The organism is Bradyrhizobium sp. WSM471, assembly GCF_000244915.1.
GTDB lineage: Bacteria > Pseudomonadota > Alphaproteobacteria > Rhizobiales > Xanthobacteraceae > Bradyrhizobium.
On the sequence record NZ_CM001442.1, the window covers coordinates 7,226,754 to 7,246,011 of the forward strand.

General features: G+C 63.3%; 20 protein-coding genes and 1 pseudogene (1 of these 21 running past the window's edge). 14 read left to right on the forward strand and 7 right to left on the reverse strand.

Features of this window, described 5'->3' with window-relative positions; all coding sequences use genetic code 11:
- Window positions 1-14: 14 nt before the first annotated feature.
- The 3 genes from BRA471DRAFT_RS32950 to BRA471DRAFT_RS32960 all read right to left on the reverse strand — a co-directional run bounded on the left by BRA471DRAFT_RS32950 (window position 15) and on the right by BRA471DRAFT_RS32960 (window position 2,546).
- Window positions 15-821 carry an enoyl-CoA hydratase/isomerase family protein gene (locus tag BRA471DRAFT_RS32950; RefSeq protein WP_007615251.1) on the reverse strand — a complete coding sequence of 269 codons (807 nt, stop codon included), beginning with the start codon at window positions 819-821 and terminating at the stop codon, window positions 15-17.
- A 195-nt stretch (window positions 822-1,016) separates the two neighbouring features.
- Window positions 1,017-1,775, reverse strand: coding sequence for an SDR family NAD(P)-dependent oxidoreductase (locus tag BRA471DRAFT_RS32955; RefSeq protein WP_007615252.1), 759 nt, complete (start codon window positions 1,773-1,775; stop codon window positions 1,017-1,019).
- A gap of 66 nt (window positions 1,776-1,841) precedes the next feature.
- Window positions 1,842-2,546 carry a TetR family transcriptional regulator gene (locus BRA471DRAFT_RS32960; RefSeq protein ID WP_007615253.1) on the reverse strand — a complete coding sequence of 235 codons (705 nt, stop codon included), beginning with the start codon at window positions 2,544-2,546 and terminating at the stop codon, window positions 1,842-1,844.
- A 107-nt stretch (window positions 2,547-2,653) separates the two neighbouring features.
- Between BRA471DRAFT_RS32960 and BRA471DRAFT_RS32965 the strand changes: the two genes are divergently transcribed.
- Both BRA471DRAFT_RS32965 and BRA471DRAFT_RS32970 read left to right on the forward strand, forming a co-directional pair.
- On the forward strand, window positions 2,654-3,826 hold the full coding sequence (locus tag BRA471DRAFT_RS32965; protein ID WP_007615254.1) for an acetyl-CoA C-acetyltransferase: 1,173 nt from the start codon (window positions 2,654-2,656) through the stop codon (window positions 3,824-3,826).
- Between the two features lie 72 nt (window positions 3,827-3,898).
- Complete coding sequence (locus BRA471DRAFT_RS32970) at window positions 3,899-5,443, forward strand: acyl-CoA synthetase (RefSeq protein WP_007615255.1); 1,545 nt, start codon at window positions 3,899-3,901, stop codon at window positions 5,441-5,443.
- A gap of 17 nt (window positions 5,444-5,460) precedes the next feature.
- Here the strand turns inward: BRA471DRAFT_RS32970 and BRA471DRAFT_RS32975 are convergent, their stop codons facing one another.
- Window positions 5,461-6,003: a methylated-DNA--[protein]-cysteine S-methyltransferase gene (locus tag BRA471DRAFT_RS32975; protein ID WP_007615257.1), complete on the reverse strand. Its 543-nt coding sequence runs from the start codon at window positions 6,001-6,003 to the stop codon at window positions 5,461-5,463.
- 139 nt (window positions 6,004-6,142) lie between these two features.
- Here BRA471DRAFT_RS32975 and BRA471DRAFT_RS32980 point away from each other — a divergent pair, with 139 nt between their 5' ends.
- The 5 genes from BRA471DRAFT_RS32980 (at window position 6,143) to BRA471DRAFT_RS33000 (ending at window position 11,035) form a co-directional block, all read left to right on the forward strand.
- Window positions 6,143-6,961 (forward strand): alpha/beta fold hydrolase, encoded by an 819-nt coding sequence (locus BRA471DRAFT_RS32980; RefSeq protein ID WP_007615258.1) that lies wholly within the window; start codon window positions 6,143-6,145, stop codon window positions 6,959-6,961.
- Window positions 6,962-6,963: 2 nt separating this feature from the next.
- Window positions 6,964-7,779 (forward strand): alpha/beta fold hydrolase, encoded by an 816-nt coding sequence (locus BRA471DRAFT_RS32985; protein ID WP_007615259.1) that lies wholly within the window; start codon window positions 6,964-6,966, stop codon window positions 7,777-7,779.
- Window positions 7,780-7,967: 188 nt separating this feature from the next.
- Window positions 7,968-8,642 carry a GntR family transcriptional regulator gene (locus tag BRA471DRAFT_RS32990; protein WP_007615260.1) on the forward strand — a complete coding sequence of 225 codons (675 nt, stop codon included), beginning with the start codon at window positions 7,968-7,970 and terminating at the stop codon, window positions 8,640-8,642.
- A gap of 142 nt (window positions 8,643-8,784) precedes the next feature.
- Window positions 8,785-9,585: a phytanoyl-CoA dioxygenase family protein gene (locus tag BRA471DRAFT_RS32995; protein WP_007615261.1), complete on the forward strand. Its 801-nt coding sequence runs from the start codon at window positions 8,785-8,787 to the stop codon at window positions 9,583-9,585.
- A gap of 136 nt (window positions 9,586-9,721) precedes the next feature.
- Window positions 9,722-11,035, forward strand: a complete 1,314-nt coding sequence (locus BRA471DRAFT_RS33000; RefSeq protein WP_007615262.1) for an NAD(P)H-dependent oxidoreductase — start codon at window positions 9,722-9,724, stop codon at window positions 11,033-11,035.
- Between the two features lie 114 nt (window positions 11,036-11,149).
- On the opposite strand, the gene BRA471DRAFT_RS33005 is transcribed toward BRA471DRAFT_RS33000, so the two are convergent.
- Complete coding sequence (locus BRA471DRAFT_RS33005) at window positions 11,150-12,049, reverse strand: LysR family transcriptional regulator (RefSeq protein WP_007615264.1); 900 nt, start codon at window positions 12,047-12,049, stop codon at window positions 11,150-11,152.
- Window positions 12,050-12,279: 230 nt separating this feature from the next.
- Between BRA471DRAFT_RS33005 and BRA471DRAFT_RS33010 the strand changes: the two genes are divergently transcribed.
- The 6 genes and pseudogenes from BRA471DRAFT_RS33010 (at window position 12,280) to BRA471DRAFT_RS33040 (ending at window position 16,288) form a co-directional block, all read left to right on the forward strand.
- Window positions 12,280-13,062 (forward strand): carboxymuconolactone decarboxylase family protein, encoded by a 783-nt coding sequence (locus BRA471DRAFT_RS33010; RefSeq protein ID WP_007615265.1) that lies wholly within the window; start codon window positions 12,280-12,282, stop codon window positions 13,060-13,062.
- 115 nt (window positions 13,063-13,177) lie between these two features.
- The gene (locus BRA471DRAFT_RS33015) at window positions 13,178-13,573 is read left to right on the forward strand and encodes a cupin domain-containing protein (protein WP_035975259.1); all 396 of its coding nucleotides are present in this window, start codon (window positions 13,178-13,180) and stop codon (window positions 13,571-13,573) included.
- Window positions 13,574-13,581: 8 nt separating this feature from the next.
- A complete protein-coding gene (locus tag BRA471DRAFT_RS33020) occupies window positions 13,582-13,968 on the forward strand; it encodes a DUF2255 family protein (RefSeq protein ID WP_007615267.1) in 387 nt (128 codons plus the stop codon).
- Complete coding sequence (locus BRA471DRAFT_RS33025) at window positions 13,965-14,357, forward strand: putative quinol monooxygenase (protein WP_007615268.1); 393 nt, start codon at window positions 13,965-13,967, stop codon at window positions 14,355-14,357. The genes BRA471DRAFT_RS33020 and BRA471DRAFT_RS33025 overlap by 4 nt, the downstream gene beginning before the upstream one ends.
- Before the next feature lie 195 nt (window positions 14,358-14,552).
- Window positions 14,553-14,705: pseudogene (locus tag BRA471DRAFT_RS40460) on the forward strand (flagellar biosynthesis protein FlgA); the annotation flags it as partial.
- Window positions 14,706-15,946: 1,241 nt separating this feature from the next.
- The gene (locus tag BRA471DRAFT_RS33040; protein ID WP_007615270.1) at window positions 15,947-16,288 is read left to right on the forward strand and encodes a hypothetical protein; all 342 of its coding nucleotides are present in this window, start codon (window positions 15,947-15,949) and stop codon (window positions 16,286-16,288) included.
- A 100-nt stretch (window positions 16,289-16,388) separates the two neighbouring features.
- On the opposite strand, the gene BRA471DRAFT_RS33045 is transcribed toward BRA471DRAFT_RS33040, so the two are convergent.
- Window positions 16,389-17,474 (reverse strand): NAD-dependent epimerase/dehydratase family protein, encoded by a 1,086-nt coding sequence (locus BRA471DRAFT_RS33045; protein ID WP_007615272.1) that lies wholly within the window; start codon window positions 17,472-17,474, stop codon window positions 16,389-16,391.
- A 288-nt stretch (window positions 17,475-17,762) separates the two neighbouring features.
- Between BRA471DRAFT_RS33045 and BRA471DRAFT_RS33050 the strand changes: the two genes are divergently transcribed.
- Window positions 17,763-18,851, forward strand: coding sequence for a TRAP transporter substrate-binding protein (locus BRA471DRAFT_RS33050; protein ID WP_007615274.1), 1,089 nt, complete (start codon window positions 17,763-17,765; stop codon window positions 18,849-18,851).
- 257 nt (window positions 18,852-19,108) lie between these two features.
- Here BRA471DRAFT_RS33050 and BRA471DRAFT_RS33055 read toward each other — a convergent pair whose 3' ends face one another.
- Window positions 19,109-19,258, reverse strand: the 3' portion of a protein-coding gene (locus tag BRA471DRAFT_RS33055; RefSeq protein ID WP_007615282.1) for a hypothetical protein. The gene runs 453 nt beyond the window's last position; the window shows 150 of its 603 coding nt (coding positions 454-603); its start codon lies beyond the right edge, outside the window — the gene reads right to left on this strand; its stop codon occupies window positions 19,109-19,111.

Genomic DNA, 19,258 nt, shown 5'->3' on the forward strand with positions numbered 1-19,258 from the left:
ACGGATCTTCATTGTCAGCGCCTGATATAGACAGGCTTTCGCTTCTCAAGGAAGGCCCTGATGCCTTCCGAAAATTCCTCGGAGCGGCTGCACAGGACCTGGTTGCGATCCTCCATCGCGATCACGGCTTCCAGCGATCCGGCATCGACGCTCATGTTGAGACATTCCTTGGACAGGCGCAGACCCACGGGCGAGGCCGTGATCATCGCGTCGACATAGGGTTCGGCGGCGTCATCGAGCTTGTCCTCGTCAACGACCTCGGAGACCAGCCCGACCGCGAGCGCCCGCTCGGCGCCGATGAAGCGTCCTGTGAGGATCAGCTCCGAGGCGATGGAGACACCGACCAGGCGTGGCAGGAAATAGCTGGTGCCGATGTCGCAGCCGCCAAGGCCGAGCTTGATGAAGGCGCAGTTCATCCGCGCCGATCGCGTCGCGACGCGGATATCGGAGGCGAGCGCCAGCGCAAAGCCGCCGCCGGCCGCCGCGCCCTGTACCAGTGCGAGGATCGGCTGCGGACATCGGCGCATCAGCATCACGATGTCGGCGATGCGCCGCTGCGAATCCAGCGACTCGGTGACACCAGGCGGCTCCTGCTGCCCGGCACGACGTTGCATCGCCGCCTTGAGATCGAGACCCGCGCAAAAATTCTTGCCGGCGCCCTTCAGCACCACGACGCGCGTGTCGCGGTTGCGCTGGAGGCCCTGGAAGTAGACGTTGAGCGCGTCGATCAGCGCAGGATCGAGCGCGTTGAGGTGTTCGGGACGATTGAGCGTCACCGTGTCGACGCCGTCGTTGTGCTCGATCAGCAGCGGTTGGGACATGAGGCGCCTCGTGCTTGCCGCCATTGGCGGTGCCGATTGCTGCGCCCTCTCCCCTTGTGGGAGAGGGCATGTACGCTGTGAGCCCGGAAGTCGCTTGGGTGAGGGGTCTGTCTCCGGGTGAGATCGTGGAGAGAACCCCTCATCCGTTGCGCTACGCGCGCCACCTTCTCCCACAAGGGGAGAAGGGAGGAAGAGCTACCGCGGCGCCATGCGGATCGCGCCGTCGAGGCGGATGGTTTCGCCGTTGAGCATCGGGTTCTCGACGATATGCACGGCCAGCGAGCCGTATTCATTGGCATCGCCAAGGCGCGCGGGATGCGGCACCTGGGCCCCTAAGCTCTTGCGGGCCTCTTCGTTCAGACCCATCAGCAGCGGCGTCAGGAACAGGCCGGGCGCGATGGTGTTGACGCGGATCTTCTGGCTCGCGAGGTCGCGCGCGGCCGGCAGCGTGAGACCGACGACGCCGCCCTTCGACGCTGCATAAGCGATCTGGCCGATCTGGCCTTCGTAAGCCGCGACCGACGCCGTGTTGACGATGACGCCGCGTTCTTCACCGACCGGCTCGATCGTGACGAGACGCTCGGCGAAAAGCCGCAGGCAGTTGAAGGTGCCGATCAAATTGACGTTGATGATGCGCGCGAACTTTTCCAGCGGGTAGACGCCGTCGCGGCCGACGATGCGCTGCGAGCCGCCGATGCCGGCGCAGTTCATCAGCACGCGCGCGACGCCGTGCGCGGCTTCCGCCTTGGCGATCGCCGCCTTGATCTGCTCCTCGCTGGTGACATCGGCGTGAAGCGCGATGCCCTTCACTTCGGCGGCAACCTTCTCGGCGTTTTCCTTGCTCTGATCGATCACGCCGATCTTGGCGCCCTTGGCGGCCATGGCGCGGGCGGTCGCGGCACCAAGGCCCGAACCACCGCCGGTGATGAGAACGGCAACGTCTTTCAACTGCATCGTAAGCTACCTTTCCTCTACCTTTTCCTGGGACGTTTCTTCTCTAGACTTCTGCGTTCTGGCCGGTCATCCGGCCGCGGCAGCTTCCTCGATATTCGTGAGAATGCCGCCGCAGATCAGCGTTTCCATGTGCTTGATGTATTGTCGGCAGACGTCGTCGGTGACCGGGCCGACGCCCGTCGCGCGCGACATCGCGTGCCGGCCGAAGAACAAGTGATCGCAGGCGCCGATCAGGCTGGTGTAGAACAGCACCGGATCGGTGGCGCGGAATTCGCCCTGACTGACGCCTTCGGCGAGCAGGCGGCGATGGAAATCCAGCAGCGGCGCGACGAAGAATTTCGAGACTTCGTCCGCGGAGCCCGCGACGCTCTCGTGCAGCAGATAGTGGATCAGCCGGTTCATATAGGGAAACCGGTGATAGGCGCGGATGATGCCGCCGATATGCAGCTTCAGCTTCGCGGTCGGCGTGATCGGCTGCGCCAGCAGATATTCGAGATTGGACAATTCCGTCCCCGCGTCGCGCTCGAGCAGCGCCAACAGCAGGCCGTCCTTGTTGCCGAAGTGATATTTGACCAGCGCGGCGTTGGCGCCGGACTTCTGGGCGATGTCGCTCAGCGAAATCTCGATCGAGGAGCGTTCGATCATCAGCTCGCTCGCGGCCACGAGCAATTTCTCTGCCGTGGAATTCTTTCCGCTGGGGAGCCTGTTCGGTACGCTGGTCGTCACGGAGATCCCTGATTTTGGCGCGAGAGCGGCCGCAGATAAGCCCAAGCAGCGCCTCCCCACAAGAGTTAATTGATCGATTGACTAAACAACCGATCACCCCTTAAATCCACCCCGACAACCAACCATTCAGAATAATCCAGGGAGAAACCGAGATGGCCGAGGCTTATATCGTCGCCGCTGCGCGTACCGCCGGTGGGCGCAAGGGGGGCCGCCTCGCCGGATGGCATCCGGCCGATCTCGCTGCGAAGGTGCTGGACGAGTTGGTCGATCGCACCAAGGTCGATCCCGCTTTGGTCGAGGATGTGATCATGGGCTGCGTCATGCAGGTCGGCGAGCAGTCCAACAACGTCGCGCGCAATGCGATCATGGCCTCGAAGCTGCCGGAGAGCGTGCCGGGCACCTCGATCGACCGCCAGTGCGGCTCCTCGCAGCAGGCGCTGCACTTCGCAGCGCAGGCCGTGATGTCCGGCGCGATGGACGTGGTGATCGCGGCCGGCGTGGAATCGATGACGCGCGTCCCTATGGGCCTGTCGTCGCAGCTTCCCGCCAAGAACGGCTTTGGCAACTACAAGAGCCCGGGCATCGAGCAGCGTTATCCGAACATCGTGTTCAGCCAGTTCACCGGCGCGGAGATGATGGCCGAGAAGTACGGCCTCTCCAAGGATGAGCTCGACGAGTACTCCTACAACAGCCATCAGCGCGCGATCGCGGCGACGCAGGCCGGCCACTTCAAGAAGGAGATCGTGCCGCTCGAGATCACCCGCGCCGACGGCTCCAACGACACCCACCATATCGACGAGGGCATCCGTTTCGACGCCACGCTCGACGGCATCAAGGGCGTCAAGCTGATCGCGGAGAACGGCAAGCTCTCCGCGGCCAGCGCCAGCCAGATCTGCGACGGCGCCTCCGGCCTAATGGTGGTGAACGAGCGGGGCCTGAAGCAGCTCGGCGTGAAGCCGCTGGCGCGCATTCATCACATGACCATGATGGGCGGCGATCCCGTGATCATGCTCGATGCACCGCTGCACGCCACCAAACGCGCGCTGGAGAAGGCGGGCATGGGGATCGACGACATCGACCTGTTCGAGGTCAACGAGGCCTTTGCCTCGGTGCCGACCGCCTGGCTCAAGACCACCGGCGCCGATCCCGAGCGTCTCAACGTCAATGGCGGCGCCATCGCGCTCGGCCATCCGCTCGGCGGCTCCGGCACCAAGCTGATGACGACCCTGGTGCATGCCCTGCATCAGCGCGGCAAGCGTTACGGCTTGCAGACCATGTGCGAGGGTGGCGGCATGGCGAACGTGACGATCGTGGAGCGGCTGTAAGCTGCTGCCGCATTAAAGGTGTAGTCCCGGCGAAGGCCGGGATGACACCTTTCTTGTTGAGAGATTTCGACCATGACCCACCCCTCCATCCACGCCCGCGCCACACCCGACAAGATCGCCTATCAGATGGCCGGGACCGGCAAGGCGATCACCTATCGCGAGCTCGAGGAGCTCTCGAACCAGGGCGCGCACCTGTTCCGCTCGCTCGGGCTGAAGGCCGGCGACCACATCGCGCTGCTGATGGAGAACCGGCTCGCCTTCATGGAGATCTGCTGGGCGGCGCAACGCAGCGGGCTCTACTACACCGCGATCAGCCGCTATTTGAAGCAGGACGAGATCGACTACATCATCGCCGATTGCGGCGCCAAGGTCGTGATTACGACACCGAAATGCGCCGACCAGATCAAGGCCCTGATCAAGGGTGCGCCCGGCGAGCCGGTCTTCTACATGATGGACGAGCCGCAAGCCGGCTTCCGCTCCTATGACAAGGAAGCGGCCGCGCAGCCGACAACCCCGATCGCCGACGAGGTCGCCGGCTACGACATGCTGTATTCGTCCGGCACCACCGGCCGACCCAAGGGCATCAAGAAGTCGTTCGAGGGCAAGCCGATTGACGAGCCGAACGCGTTTCTGCGCGTCCTCTGCGCCGGCATGTGCGGCATGAACGCCGAGACTATTTATCTCTCACCGGCACCACTCTATCACGCCGCTCCCTTGCGCTTCAACATGATGGCCATCCTGCTCGGCGGCACTTCCATCATCATGGAGCACTTTGACGCCGAAGATTTCCTGAGGCTGGTTGAAAAATACAAGGTGACCCACGCGCAGCTCGTGCCGACCATGTTCGTGCGCATGCTGAAGCTGCCGGACGAGGTCCGCAACCGCTACGACGTCTCGACGCTGAAGGGCGCGATCCACGCCGCCGCGCCCTGCCCGATCGACGTCAAGGCCAAGATGATCGAATGGTGGGGGCCGATCCTGATCGAGTATTACGCTGGCTCCGAAGGCAACGGTGTCACTGTCTGCAACTCGAGAGAATGGCTGGAGCACCGCGGCAGCGTCGGCCGCGCCGTGGTGGGCAAGATCAAGATTCTGGACGAAAACGACGAGGAGCTGCCGACGGGCGAGATCGGCACGGTCTATTTCGCCGATGCGCCGGTTTTCACCTATCACAACGATCCCGAGAAGACGAAGAAGGCCTACAACGCAAAAGGCTGGTCGACGCTCGGCGACGTCGGCTATCTCGACAGAGACGGCTTTCTCTTTCTCACCGACCGCAAGTCCTACATGATCATCTCGGGCGGCGTGAACATCTACCCGCAGGAGACCGAGGACGTGCTCATCACCCACCCCGAGGTCGCCGACGTTGCCGTGTTCGGTGTGCCGAACGAGGAGATGGGCGAAGAGGTCAAGGCGGTGGTGCAGCCGCATGATCCCCAGCGCGCCGGCAGGGAGCTCGAGGCCGACCTGATCGCCTACTGCAAGAGCCGCCTCTCGACGATCAAATGCCCACGCTCGATCGATTTCGAAGCCGAGCTGCCGCGCACCCCCACCGGCAAGCTGGTGAAGCGGCATTTGCGCGACAAATATTGGCCGAAGGCGGCGGCGAAAATCTAGCCAGCCGCCTGATCGCCTCAATCGAACAAGCTCGGCGTGTGGTTCACCAGCGCGCCTTCGATCTCCAGCATCTTCAGTTTCGTCACCACGCCGCCATTCGCGGAGAAGCCGCCGGGCTTGTTGCCGGCCGCCAGCACGCGGTGGCAGGGCACGACGATCGGGCACGGGTTGCGGCCGAGCGCCTGGCCGACGTCGCGCGACAGTTCGACACCGCCGAGTTGCTTGGCAATATCGCCATAGGTGACGGTCTTGCCCGGCGGAATGGTGCGGGCGATCGCGTAGACGCCGCGGTTGAAGTCGGGCACGCCATCGAGATCGAGCGGGATGTCGGTGAGGTCATCCGGCTCGCCCGCGAGCAGTTTTGTGATGCGGTCGATCGCCTGCTGCACGTCGGCGGTCGGCTCGGCTTCGCTGGCGTCGGCATGGCGCTGGCTGATGCGGGTGCGGATCTTCTGCTCACCGCCCATCGGCAGTTGCGTGCCGTTGATGCCGCGCGGACCCCAAGCAATGGCGCACAGGCCGATCTTGCTATCGAACAGGGCGAAATGCTGGTTCGTCATGGCTTGGTCCCTGGCTTGCGTTCCCTTGCATGCCCCCAATGTGAACTGAGCCCAAATCTAGGCTTGGAAATAGTTGCGATCCACCCGGTTTCCGGGAATCTTGCACAGGAGTTCCGCCTTCCCTTTTCGCGAGCCCACAATGCAAAACCTCCACGTCAACGGATACGACATGCCCTATCTCGACGTGGGCGAAGACCGGGGCCGGCCGCCGCTGGTCTGCGTGCATGGCTCGCTCAACGACTTCCGTGTCTGGGGCTGCGTGCTCGGGCCGCTGTCGCAGCGGCACCGGCTGATTGCCGTCAGCCTGCGGCATTTCTTCCCGGCGCGTTGGGATGGCGTCGGCGACACCTATTCCATCGCCCAGCATGTCGACGACGTCATCGCCTTCATCGACAAACTCGACCTCGGCCCGGTCGATCTGATGGGCCATTCCCGCGGCGGGCACATCTGCTTCCGCGTGGCGCAGCGCCGGCCGGAGCTGCTTCGGCGGCTGGTGCTGGCCGAGCCCGGTGGCGAGCTCGATGCGAGCCTCGATCCCGATTATGCCGGCGGCCCCTCGCCGCTGCTGGCACGGTTCACGGCCTCGGCCGAGAAGATCGCGGCCGGCGACATCGACGGCGGCCTTGCGGTCTTCGTCGACACGCTTGAAGGCGCCGACACCTGGCCGCGGCTGCCGGCGCTGGTGAAGCAGAACCTGCGTGACAACGCCTTCACGCTGATCGGCCAGGTCCGCGACAACCGCCCGCCGTTCTCGAAGGCGGACGCGGAGTCCATCAAGATGCCGACGCTGTTCATCCTGGGCGCGCGGACCAAGGGCCTGCTGCCGAAAGTGCTGCATGCGCTGGCGGCGCATGTGCCGTATTCCAGGACGGCCGTCATCCCGAACGCAACGCACCCGATGTTCGAGCAGGCGCCGCAGAAATACTCCGAAGTGGTGCTGGATTTTCTGGCGGGCTGATCATGCAGACATTTCGCGTCAATGGTTACGACATGGCCTACCTCGAAGTGGGACGAGGCCTGCCGCTGGTCTGCGTGCACGGCACGCTCGGCGATTTCCGCACCTGGTATTCAGTGCTCGGTCCGCTGTCGAAATCGCATCGCGTGATCTCGGTGAGCCTGCGGCATTTCTTTCCCGAGCATTGGGATGCAGTCGGCGACGACTACAAGATGGCCCAGCACGTCGCTGACGTGATCGCTTTCATCGAGCAGGTCGAACCCACGCCGGTCGATTTGATGGGCCATTCGCGCGGCGGCCACATCGCGTTTCGCGTGGCGCAGTCGCGGCCGGATCTGTTGCGAAAGCTGGTGCTGGCCGAGCCCGGCGGCGATCTCGATGCGAGCCTGCCGGTGCCCGCGGGCACGCCCGCGCACCCGCCGCTGGCGGCGCGCACGGCGCGCTCGGTCGAGATGATCCGCGCCGGCGACATCGAGAGCGCACTGCAGAATTTCTACGAAGGCATCGAAGGCGACGGCTCGTGGCGGCGCGTGCCGGCGGCGGCGGCGAAGCAGCAATTGCGCGACAACGCGATCACCTTCCTCGGCCAGGTCAACGAGCAGCGCAGGCCCTACACGCTCGCGGACGCGCAGGCGATCAGGACCCCGACGCTCCTGATCGGCGGCGGCGCGACGACGGGGAGCCTTTCGGTGATGTGGCGCGTGCTGGCCGAGCACATCGCCGGGGCCAAGACGGCCGTGATCCCCGATGCCGGCCACTGGATGTTCGAGCAGGCGCCGCTGGAGTTCGGGGAGGCGGTGGACGCGTTTTTGGGGGAGTAAACGCCTCACGCTTTTTTTCCTCGAAAACAACCCCATGCACAGTAGCCGAGCCCAGCAATATCAATGGCTTGGCCGGGCGCAAAAACGAGGTTGGAGACCCCATTGGTCGCGCTTGACGCCCTTATCCTCTCGCCGTATCTTCGAATACGGAATTCCGTATTCCCTCTCATGGTCTCGGAGCTGCCGGCGTGATCCCTCTCGACCCGCTTCCGAACTTGATCGACCAGGTCTATGCGCGGATCCTGGAGGCGATCTCCGACCGCACGCTGCAGCCCGGCCAGCGCATCCGCCAGAACGAACTCGCCGACAGGCTCGGCGTGTCGCGCCAGCCGGTGTCGCATGCGCTGCACCTGTTGCACCGGCAGGGACTGGTCGCCGAAAGCGGCCGGCGCGGTTTTGAAGTCACCCAGCTCGATCCCGCACGCATCCGCCAGCTCTACGAGGTACGCGGCGCGATCGATGCGCTGGCGGCGCGGCTTGCCGGCGAACGCGCCGCAAGCGATGCGGCAGGACGCGCGCGGCTGGAGGCGGCGCTCGCCGCCGGGCGCGGGATCGACGGCAAGACCACGCTCGCCGAGCTGATCGCGCTCGACGTCGAATTTCATCGCGCAATCTATCGGCTCTCCGGCAATCCCGTGATCGAGGAGACGATTACGCCGCAATGGCCGCATATGCGCCGCTCGATGGCGACGGTGCTGTCGGAGCTCGATTATCGCGGCAGCGCCTGGGCCGAGCATGCCGACATTGCCGGACACATTTTCGCAGGCGATGCGAAGGCGGCCGAACGTGCGGCGCTTGCGCATGCGCAGACGGCGGGACGGCTGACCGAGGAGAGATTGAGGGCGACGGAAGAGGCGGCGTAACCGCACACGCTGTCGTTCCGGGCCGATGCGCAGCATTGAGCCCGGAATCCATCGGACGGCCTGCGCTGCGGAGAAATGGATTCCGGGCTCACGCTTCGCGTGCCCCGGAATGACAACAAAACAAACCAAAGGAGGACGCCTTATGAAACTGTCCCAGGAGCAATTGGAGTTCTTCCACCGCGAGGGCTGGCTGTTCCTGCCCGAATTGTTCAGCCAGGAGGAGGTCGATCTCCTCGCGCGCGAGGCGGTTGCCATCTATGACGCGAACCGGCCGGAAGTCTGGCGCGAGAAGAGCGGCGCGCCGCGCACCGCCTTTGCCGCGCATCTCTACAACGAGGCGTTCGGCATTCTGGGTGCGCATCCGCGCATGATCGACCCCGTCGAGCAGCTGTTCGGCGAGCAGGTCTACATGCACCAGTTCAAGATCAACGCGAAATCCGCCTTCACCGGCGACGTCTGGCAATGGCACCAGGATTATGGCACCTGGAAGCGCGACGACGGCATGCCGGAGCCGCGCGCGATGAACATCGCAATCTTCCTGGACGAGGTGATGCCGATCAACGGACCGCTGATGCTGGTGCCGCAGAGCCAGAACGCCGGCGACCTCAAGGCCTCGCACGACCTCGCGACGACCTCCTATCCGCTGTGGACGCTGGACGAGGAGACCGTGACGCGGCTGGTCAAGCAGGGCGGCATCGTGGCGCCGACCGGCAAGCCCGGCGGCATGCTGATGTTCCACGGCAATCTCGTGCATGGCTCGGCCGGCAACATCACGCCCTACCCGCGCAAGATCGTGTACCTGACGCTGAACGCAGTTTCGAACTACATCCGAACCCCGACGCGGCCGGAGTACATCGCGCATCGCGATTTTGCGCCGATCAAGACGGTGGAGGACGACGCGCTGGTCCGGCTCGCCCGTGCGCCGCGGCAGGCCGCGGAGTAACCGTCATTCCGGGGCGGCGGTAGCGTCGAGCCCGGAATCCATCAGGCCACAGAAGTCGCGGATGGATGGATTCCGGGCTCGCGCTTCGCGCGCCCCGGAATGACGAGCTTCAATCGTTGCGCTTAGGACAAGCCCCATGAACCTCTTCCGCCTCCTCCAGGCCCGCGCTGCCGCCGGCAAGCCCGTCCGTGTGGCGCTGATCGGCGCCGGCAAATTCGGCTCGATGTTTTTGGCGCAGGTGCCGCACACGCCGGGGCTGGAGGTGCCCATCATCGTCGACATCGACCGCGACCGCGCGCGCGAGGCCTGCCGCACCGTCGGGTGGGACGAGGGCCGCATCGCCGCCACCGTCTTCACGGATGACGGCGCGCGCGCCATTGCCGGCGGCGCGATGGACGTGGTGGTGGAGGCGACCGGCAATCCGGCCGTCGGCATCAAGCACGCCCGCGCGGCGATCGCGGCCGGCAAGCATATCGTGATGGTCAATGTCGAGGCCGACGTGCTGGCGGGTCCTCTGCTCGCCGAGGAGGCCCGCAAGGCCGGCGTGGTCTATTCGCTCGCCTATGGCGACCAGCCGGCGCTGACCGCGGAGATGGTGGATTGGGCCCGCGCCACCGGTTTTCACGTGGTTGCCGCCGGCAAAGGGACAAAGTATCTGCCGGCCTATCACGACGTGACGCCTGACAGCGTCTGGCTGCATTACGGGTTGACCGCGGGCGAGGCGCAATCGGCCGGGATGAATCCGCAGATGTTCAACTCTTTCCTCGACGGCACCAAGTCGGCGATCGAGATGGCCGCGATTGCGAACGCCTGCGGACTGGACGTGCCTGCAGAGGGCCTGCTGTTTCCACCCTGCGGCGTCGACGACCTGCCGCATATCATGCGGCCGCGCAGCAGGGGCGGCGTGCTGGAGCGGTCGGGCGTCGTGGAGGTGGTCTCCTCGCTCGAGCGCGACGGAAGGCCGGTGTTTCGCGATCTGCGCTGGGGCGTTTACGTCGTGCTGGAGGCGCCGAACGACTACGCCGCCGACTGCTTCAGGCAGTACGGCCTCAAGACCGACGGCAGCGGACGGTACGCTGCGATGTACAAACCCTACCATCTGATCGGGCTTGAGCTGAACATCTCAGTGCTGTCGGCCGCACTGCGGGGCGAGCCGACGGGGCAGCCCCATGGTTTCCGCGGCGACGTCGCCGCCGTGGCAAAACGCAATCTGCGCGCCGGCGAGATGCTGGACGGCGAAGGCGGCTACACGGTGTGGGGCAAGCTGGTGCCGGCGGCCACAAGCCTCAGGGCCGGCGCGCTTCCGATCGGGCTGGCGCATCGCGTGAGGCTGAAGCACGATGTCGCGCATGGCGAGATCGTGCGCTGGAGCGACGTCGAGTTCGACGCAGGCAACGAGACGATCAGGACCCGGAAAGCAATGGAAGCGGCGTTCGTGAAAGAGGAGTAGACCGTGCACTCACAAAACGTGATTCATCAGCGCGGGTTAAGGGATGGTCGCTATGCGATGCTTAGGGACTTAATCCGGCCGAGATGAACTTCACCTCCTGGTCTTCGGCTTCGATTATTTCCCGCGATATCGAAGAGCATCAACCAACAGTGAGAACGCAGGCGACGGTTGTCGGCGGCTCGGATAGTAAAGGTGATATCCGGAGAATGGCGGGCACCAATCCGACAACACACGAATGAGTTCGCCGCTAGAGAGATAGGGCTGCACGTTGCCTTCGATCAGGTAGGCCAGGCCGAGACCCTGCAGTGCAGCCTGAAGCAGGGCGCCCGAACTGTTGAAGACAAGTTGCCCGTCCACGCGGACTTTGACATCGCGTCCGTTCCTCTCGAACTCCCACGCGTAGAGACTTCCGCCGTGGGTGGGTAGATGAAGGTTGACGCAGTTATGCTGCGTCAGATCCTGCGGTGTGCGCGGCTTCGCTCGGGACGCGAAGTAGGACGGCGAGCCCACCACGGCCATGCGCAGGTCCGGACCGACCCGCACCGCGATCATGTCCTTCGCGACCAGTTCGCCTGGCCGAATCCCGGCATCGTACTGCGCGACCACGATGTTCGTGAGGCCAACGTCGATCATCACCTCGACTTTGATGTCCGTATACAGCGGCACGAGTTTGGCCAAAGCAGGCATCAGGATCGCCTGCGCCGCATATTCCGTCGCGGTAATTCGGATCGTTCCGGCCGGCTTTTCGCGTAGTTCGCTCAAGGCTCCGAGCTCGGCATCCATCTCGTCGAACTTGGGTCCGATCTTCTGCAGCAGCCGCTCGCCAGCTTGCGTCGGCGTAACGCTGCGGGTGGTACGGTTCAGCAACCTTACGCCCAGCCGCTCCTCCAGGTTCTGGACGATTTGACTGAGCGTCGGCTGAGCGATCGCCAGCCGCGCCGCCGCACGGGTGAAGCTGCGCTCCCTCGCCACGGCAAGGAAGGCGAGCAGATCGCTCGCGTCGGCACGTTCCATTTATAGGCTGCTCCAATCAATCTAATTGGCTTTTATCATCTAATCGGAATGGGCCCAAGCGCCTACTTTGGATCCTGACCGGCGGCTCCGACAGCGGAACGTGACGGATCGCCGGAAGCGCCATGCCCCGCGCTCGACGCCGTGTTTCTCGTCAGCGCCGTCACGGTACGCTGCGCCGCGTTAGTAACATCGTGGCTGATCGTGAAGCCGGCAACAGTCGGAGGACCTTAATGAAGCTTTTCTCGGCAACCGTACTTTCGCTTTCGATCGTCGCCAGCGCGGCCGACGGTCAACAGACAATCATCGAAGGAGCAAGAGCCATGCCCACGACCGAAGATATTCGGGCCGTCGCGCCCGCCCTCGAAAAATATGCCAAGGACGTCGTGCGCGGCGATCTCTGGCAGCGGCCGGGGCTGTCCGTGCGGGACCGGAGCATCGTCACGGTCGCCGCGCTCATCGCCCGCGATCAGACGGTCGAACTGCCGTACTATCTCAACCTCGCGCTCGACAACGGCGTGAAGCCGATCGAACTCTCGGAAATTATCACTCACCTGGGGTTCTACACCGGCTGGGCCAACGCGATGGATGCCGTCGCTGCAGCCAAGGACGTGTTCAAGAGCCGCAACATCGGCGCCGACCACCTTCCGCCCGCATCCGGTCCTCAGCTTCCCCTCGACGAAGCGGCGGAGGCGCAGCGGGCGACGCGCGTCGGCGAGCAGTTCGGCAAGATCACGCCCAGCCTCGTCCAGTACACGACGGACGTGCTGTTCCGCGATCTCTGGCTGAGGCCGGGGCTCGCGCCGCGCGACCGCAGCCTCGTTACGGTCAGCGCTCTCGTCGCGACAGGCCAGGTCGCGCAGATCACTTACCATCTGAACCGAGCGATGGATAACGGGTTGACCAAGGAAGAAGCCGGCGAGGTCGTTGGACACCTCGCCTTCTATGCGGGCTGGCCTAATGCCTTCTCGGCTGCGCCGGCGGTCAAGGACGTCATCGAAAAGCGGTCCCGGTAGCGTGTCGCCGTATTCCCGACGACAGGCCATCGTCTTGGTCGCCGGTTTCGCCGCGTCGGCGGCGCTGGACGCCCACGCCAAAGATTCGACCACGCAGAGGAACGCAGTCATGGACATCGATATCAAGCGAAGCGGCTCTCGCCCCTCGACCAAAGGGAACGCCGATTGGTTCACCGGTTCGGTCCGGGTGGATCCTCTCTTTCAGGCTCCAGACCCGGGGCGAGTGAGCGGCGGCCAGGTCACCTTCGAACCCGGTGCCCGGACGGCCTGGCACACGCACCCGCTCGGCCAGACGCTGGTCGTCACCGCCGGTCTTGGATGGATGCAGCGCGAGGGCGGTCCTATCGAGGAGATCCGCGCCGGGGACGTGGTGTGGTTTCCGCCGGGTCTGAAGCATTGGCACGGCGCTTCACCCACGACGGCCATGACGCACATCGCCATCCAGGAACCTCTCGACGGAAAGAACGTCGACTGGATGGAGAAGGTGGCCGACGACCAGTACCGGAAATGAGGTCCGCGATGCACGGCTGGGACAGCGATGAATTGCGCGAGATCGTTGATACCGACGACCTGCACGTCTCCCCGTTCAGGGAGGACGGGACGACGTACGGGACACCGACGTGGATATGGTCCGTCGCGGTCGACGGCGCGCTCTACGTTCGTGGCTACAACGGACGGGACTCACGGTGGTACCGGGCCGCTGCACGGCAGAGGGCCGGACGAATCCTCGCTGCCGGCCTCACGAAAGAAGTAACCTTCGAACCGGTCGAGGGGGCGATCCTGGATTCGATCGACCAGGCCTATCGCGCGAAGTACCGCGGAAATCGGTATCTCGAACCGATGATCGGCGCGCGCGCCCGGTTCGCAACCGTTAGGATCATGCCGCACGACGGGAGCAGATCATGAATACGATGCAACTTTTCATTTACGGCGCATCGGTGCTGGCCACGTCGCTGGGCGGCGCCACCGTCGCCCAAGAGGCGGGCGGACAGTACGTCCAGGTGGCGGAGATCGAGATCGATCCGGCTCAACTGGACACCTACAGGGCCGCGGTCCAAGAGCAGATTGACGCGGCAATCCAAAAAGAGCCGGGCGTTCTGGTGCTTTACGCAGTGTCCGAAAAGGACGAGCCGTCCCGCGTCAAGGTCTTCGAAATCTACCGCGACAGGAAGGCGTACGAAGCGCATCTCGGATCGGATCATTTCAGGAAGTACAAGGCGGCGGTGGAGAAGATGGTGAAGTCGCTCAAGCTGGTGCAGGCGACGCCGATCGCACTTGGGGCAAAGGCGAAATGAGGTTTACCTGCCTCAAGGCAACAACCTCTCCTCCTTCGCCTGCCTGAACCATTTCCGGAACATGTCTTCGGTGTCCATCATCTCGGTGAAGCCGGCGCGGTTGATCTTCACGGTCGAGACGATCGAGGGCGGACCGGATTCGGTGTGGCCGTAGCGCAGGCTGTAATCGGCGTATTGAAACGAGAGGCCGACGAAGTCGCGCATCGGCTGAAGCTGAAGCACGACGTCGCCCATGGCGAGATCGTGCGCTGGAGCGACGTCGAGTTCGACGCAGGCAACAAGACGATCAGGACGCGGAAGGCAATGGAAGCGGCGTTCATAAGCGCTGATCAGGCCGCGCACTCATAGATCGGTATTCGTTGGTGCGGCCTGAGCGATGTCCGCTGGCCGACGCTTTGCGGACTCAAGCTGAACATCGACTCAGGTCAGCTATGGGCCAATAGGCGACATGCTGGTAGGGCACGAACTTAAATCCAACTGAAGAGCAACGTCGGCGATGCAGCAAGGAGCGCTCCAACGGTCAGCCCAACGAAGCCTAGTGCAATGGCTCCTATCCATCCATGATGATGCCACCCGTACGCCGCACCTATCGCTGTGCCCAGGACGATCATAGAGATGGCCCAAGTGATTTGAATCGCGATCTTCAGGGTTTTGAGCATCTTGCTTCCAAAAGGCTACGAACGCAATTTCAGCGTCACGAACGCCAAAAGCAACCCAATTCCGCAATGGGTCAAAAGCTGCTATTTCACTTTGGGCCGAATACGCCCGCTACGGGGCCAACAGCAGTCACGCCAAATCTCTTCCACCCGGAGCGGAACAACTGTCTCCGCTGCATAATTTCTCCCGGGCCAATTTCCCCAAAACGACTTTAGCGTCAAAATTCCTACCGTGGCAGCGAACGTTTATTACATCGCCCACAATAGGTGCGGGCCCCTGAAAATAGTTCTCATCGCGACCAAGCTCCTTCTCAGTCACAAGGTCTCCCGATTTCAGAAGAATTCGCTTGACCCAGTACGGCACGTTACAATCCCTTCTCAGCTACCGACGTCCATAAAACCCCGCACAAGAAGCACGCAACGTCCATGTCTGCACCGGTCAAACGGCGACCTCTAATTTTCCGGCGGAGGCGATCGACGCAACCAGAAGAGCGGCCAAATCGCGAACGACAAGACAATCCACCAAAAGCCAAGGAGGCATAGCCCAAACCAAAGGTGCTGCGCACCTTGGCTGACCGACCCCAGAAAACATCTTGCGCCTGTCGGTAGACATAGCGCGTTTGAAAGACGAACCAGCCAGGTTGCTGGCGTCCAAACGATCAAGAAAAAGGGCCATATCATTTCGTGACTAAAAGCACCTGCTGCTATCACGCCTAAGGCGCAGAGCAGTCCGACCAGCAAGTGCGAAATCAGTCGCATAAGTGTTGGCAACCTCGGTCTCGGTCCAAGGACGATAGCAAGAACGAGACTATGTCCGCTACGATCAAATGCTGCTCTTGCACTTCGTGCCGGACACGGACGCCATGGGCCAGAACGGACATCGCGAGCGCGGCGTGATATGAGCCAATGCACCTAGCCGCTACGAGAAAGAAGATGCCTCGCCCACTTACCCTCAACGAGCGTGATTTGGTTGTCTTTATTCTAGGTCAGCATTCGCCCTTGCAGGACCATTTTGGCCTCGTCGAGGAAATGAACGACGGTGGGATGGGTAGCCTTCTCTTCGTCGGTGCCGCAGACCGGCGTTTCGGCCGATGTATTGGCGAAGCCGAATTTGACGACGCCGATGGAGTGCTGGTGTCGGTCGCGCTAAACCTCGATCAGCGCGACGAGCTGTTTGAACTTGATCTTTGGAAGGTCGACTTTTCGCCGCTACAAAGGATCGCCGCCATAGGTGATGTCCGTCCCTCACGGTGGTCACCACAGAAACTCAGATAAGCCAGACTTGAAGCCGTTCGAACCGGCTTTGCCAGAGGACCGCTCCGGGTCAAAATCTGACCTGGGCAACATTCGCGGATACATCGGCTTTGGTCCTGCCTCAGGGAAGCAGCCGCTCTTGCTTCGCCTGCCTGAACCATTTCCGGAACATGTCCTCGGTATCCATCATCTCGGTGAAGCCGGCGCGGTTGATCTTCACGGTCGAGACGATCGAGGGCGGACCGGATTCGGTGTGGCCGTAGCGCAGGCTGTAATCGGCGTATTGGAACGAGAGGCCGACGAATTCGGCCAGCGCAGGCGATGCCAGGTCGTGCTTGCGCCGCAGCGCATCCCAGGGGCCGACCCAGGATGGAAACTCCCTCGCGAGCGACAGCGGGACCGGCTTGCCCGGCTTCATCTCCAGCGCATCGGCGACCGCAGGCCAGATGTTCTCCCAGGTGAAGACGTCGCCATTGGTCACGTTGAAGGCCTCGTTGCGCGCGGCCTCGGCCTCGCCCGACCAGGCGATGGCGCGGGCGAGGAGATCGACATCGACCGCCTGCCCCACCCGCGCGGCGCCACCGGGGTAAGCGAGCGGCCTGCCCTGCTCGTGCAGCATCGCGGCATAGACGCCGAGCGGCGGAATCAAATCCATGGCGCCGCCCATGGCGAGACCGACGATCAGCACCGGCCGCAGGATGCTCCATTGCCAATTCTTGCCGGCCTGGAGGTCGCGCAAGAAGTTTTCCTGCGCCCAGTAGAAGTTGGGCTGCTCGTACATTTCGGAGCGGCCTTCGCGGGCCGGCACGGTCAAGGGGCGCACGTGGACGCCGTAGGCCTTGGTGCCCTGCAGCAGAGCGACGTGCCTGAGGCCGGGCGCCACAGGCTCGAGGGCACCCATCAGATTGCGCAGCATCAGGTCGTTGGTCTTGATCTGCTGCGGGTCGCGCCAGCCGTCGACGAGCTGCGGCGCCTCGTAGAGCGCAGCGTAGATCAGGTGCGTTGCGCCGCTCAGTTCCGAGGCGGCGCGCCCGCAATCAGCTGCGTTGGTCAGGTCGATCGGGACATGGCGAGCGCCGTAGAGATCGCGCGGCTTCCGCCGGGACAGGGCAATGACATCGCACCCGCCCGCTCGGCCGAAGTGTCGCAAGGCGGCATTGCCGACGAGACCGCTCGCTCCGGCCACTACGACCTTCTTGCCTGTCATGCGCAAGCCTCCTGGTTTTTGGCGCGACTGAATAGCAGATCGTTGACAGGCCCGACTTGCGTCAGGCCGGCGTTCGCACTTGCGAGGCGCCCATGAGGCTTGATTCCGGCGAAGCGTCCGGTCATCCTCGCGCACGGAACCGCAACGATCGGAATTCCATCTACGAGGGCCCTCAAGGGCCGTTCGGAAACGCCACACCGTCTCAACAGAAAACGTCGAGCGTCGACGAAGACAAGACGACCAAAGATCGTTCCCTGGTCGAAGCATCGACTTAACGGAGGGAAGCGCATGGAACGTCGTAAATTCCTGGCGGCAGGCGGATTGGGCCTGGCCGCGAGTGCCGTCGCTGCGCCGGCGATCGCGCAGTCGATGCCCGAGATCAAATGGCGATATGCCGCAAGCTGGCCGAAGGCGCTCGATACGCTCTACGGCGGCTGCGAGTATTTCGCCAAGCGCGTCGCCGAGATCACCGACAATCGTTTCCAGATTCAGCCATTCGCCGCCGGCGAGATCGTGCCGGGCCTGCAGGTGCTCGACGCCGTCGCGAACGGCACGGTCGAGATGGGCAACACCGCGCTGTATTATTATTGGGGCAAGAACCCCGCCTTCACGTTCGGAACGGCGCTGCCGTTCGGCTTGAACACGCGCCAGCACATTTCGTGGCTGCAGTGGGGCGGCGGCCAGGACCTGATCAACAATCTCCTGAAGGAATACAACACCATCGGCATTCCGACCGGGTCGACCGGCGCGCAGATGGGCGGCTGGTTCCGGAAGGAGATCAAGTCGATCGACGATCTCAAGGGACTGAAATTCCGGGTCGGCGGCTTTGCCGGAACGATCATCGCCAAGGTCGGCGGCGTGCCGCAGCAGATCGCGGCTGGCGATATCTATCCCGCGCTGGAGAAAGGCACGCTCGATGCCGCCGAATGGGTCGGGCCCTATGACGACGAGAAGCTCGGCTTCGTGAAGGTGGCGAAGTACTATTACTATCCCGGTTGGTGGGAAGGCACCGGCCAGGGTCACAACATCATCAATCTCGACAAGTGGAACGCGCTGCCGAAACACTATCAGGCGGCGGTCGATGCCGCGTCGCGCGATACCTTCACCTGGGTGACCGGCAAATACGACTACGTCAATCCGCCGGCGCTCAAGCGTCTGCTGGTGGCCGGTGCGATCCTGAAGCCGTTCCCGCAGGAAGTGCTGGAAAGCTGCTATGGCGCGGCCAACGAGATCTACGCCGATCTCGCCAAGACCAATCCGCATTTCGGCAAGATGTATGCGAGCCTGACGGCTTTCCGCAGCGAATCGCTGGCCTGGATGCAGGTCGCCGAGCTGAGTTTCGATAGTTTCATGATGCGGATGCGGACACGGACGTGAGGCGCTGAGCAACGCGTGAGGTCAGAAACGACGAAAAGCCCCGGAGATGTCTCCGGGGCTTTTTTGTTGCAGCGATGTTTGCGATGAGGGCACGAAGCAAGTTGGGCTCTCGTGCCCCGGACGCTACGCAGCGTCGCTTCGACGATGCGTTGCAGAGCCGGGGCCCATGCCGATGATGATCCCATGGCCTCTGGGTCCCGGCTCTGCGCAGCAACGCTTACGCGTTGCAGCGCGTCCGGGACACGAGAGTGACGCACTCAATTCTCATCGTCACCCAGCGCCGCGACCAGCTTGTCGTAATACTTGCCGACGAGCTCGATATTGGCCTTGTTCTCGATCTGCGGGGCGGGCGTCTTCAGCGCTTCGTTCAGTTCGTCGAGCGCTTCCTTCTTGTCCTTGGCCGGCAT

Coding starts and splice junctions, on each gene's coding strand:
- BRA471DRAFT_RS32980 (WP_007615258.1), top strand. CDS start 6,143: ATGCAAAACCTCCACGTCAACGGATACGACATGCCCTATCTCGACGTG.
- BRA471DRAFT_RS33050 (WP_007615274.1), top strand. CDS start 17,763: ATGGAACGTCGTAAATTCCTGGCGGCAGGCGGATTGGGCCTGGCCGCG.
- BRA471DRAFT_RS32995 (WP_007615261.1), top strand. CDS start 8,785: ATGAAACTGTCCCAGGAGCAATTGGAGTTCTTCCACCGCGAGGGCTGG.
- BRA471DRAFT_RS33025 (WP_007615268.1), top strand. CDS start 13,965: ATGAATACGATGCAACTTTTCATTTACGGCGCATCGGTGCTGGCCACG.
- BRA471DRAFT_RS32975 (WP_007615257.1), bottom strand. CDS start 6,003: ATGACGAACCAGCATTTCGCCCTGTTCGATAGCAAGATCGGCCTGTGC.
- BRA471DRAFT_RS33005 (WP_007615264.1), bottom strand. CDS start 12,049: ATGGAACGTGCCGACGCGAGCGATCTGCTCGCCTTCCTTGCCGTGGCG.
- BRA471DRAFT_RS33045 (WP_007615272.1), bottom strand. CDS start 17,474: ATGACAGGCAAGAAGGTCGTAGTGGCCGGAGCGAGCGGTCTCGTCGGC.
- BRA471DRAFT_RS32950 (WP_007615251.1), bottom strand. CDS start 821: ATGTCCCAACCGCTGCTGATCGAGCACAACGACGGCGTCGACACGGTG.
- BRA471DRAFT_RS33040 (WP_007615270.1), top strand. CDS start 15,947: ATGCCTCGCCCACTTACCCTCAACGAGCGTGATTTGGTTGTCTTTATT.
- BRA471DRAFT_RS33020 (WP_007615267.1), top strand. CDS start 13,582: ATGCACGGCTGGGACAGCGATGAATTGCGCGAGATCGTTGATACCGAC.
- BRA471DRAFT_RS32970 (WP_007615255.1), top strand. CDS start 3,899: ATGACCCACCCCTCCATCCACGCCCGCGCCACACCCGACAAGATCGCC.
- BRA471DRAFT_RS33010 (WP_007615265.1), top strand. CDS start 12,280: ATGAAGCTTTTCTCGGCAACCGTACTTTCGCTTTCGATCGTCGCCAGC.
- BRA471DRAFT_RS32955 (WP_007615252.1), bottom strand. CDS start 1,775: ATGCAGTTGAAAGACGTTGCCGTTCTCATCACCGGCGGTGGTTCGGGC.
- BRA471DRAFT_RS32985 (WP_007615259.1), top strand. CDS start 6,964: ATGCAGACATTTCGCGTCAATGGTTACGACATGGCCTACCTCGAAGTG.
- BRA471DRAFT_RS33000 (WP_007615262.1), top strand. CDS start 9,722: ATGAACCTCTTCCGCCTCCTCCAGGCCCGCGCTGCCGCCGGCAAGCCC.
- BRA471DRAFT_RS32965 (WP_007615254.1), top strand. CDS start 2,654: ATGGCCGAGGCTTATATCGTCGCCGCTGCGCGTACCGCCGGTGGGCGC.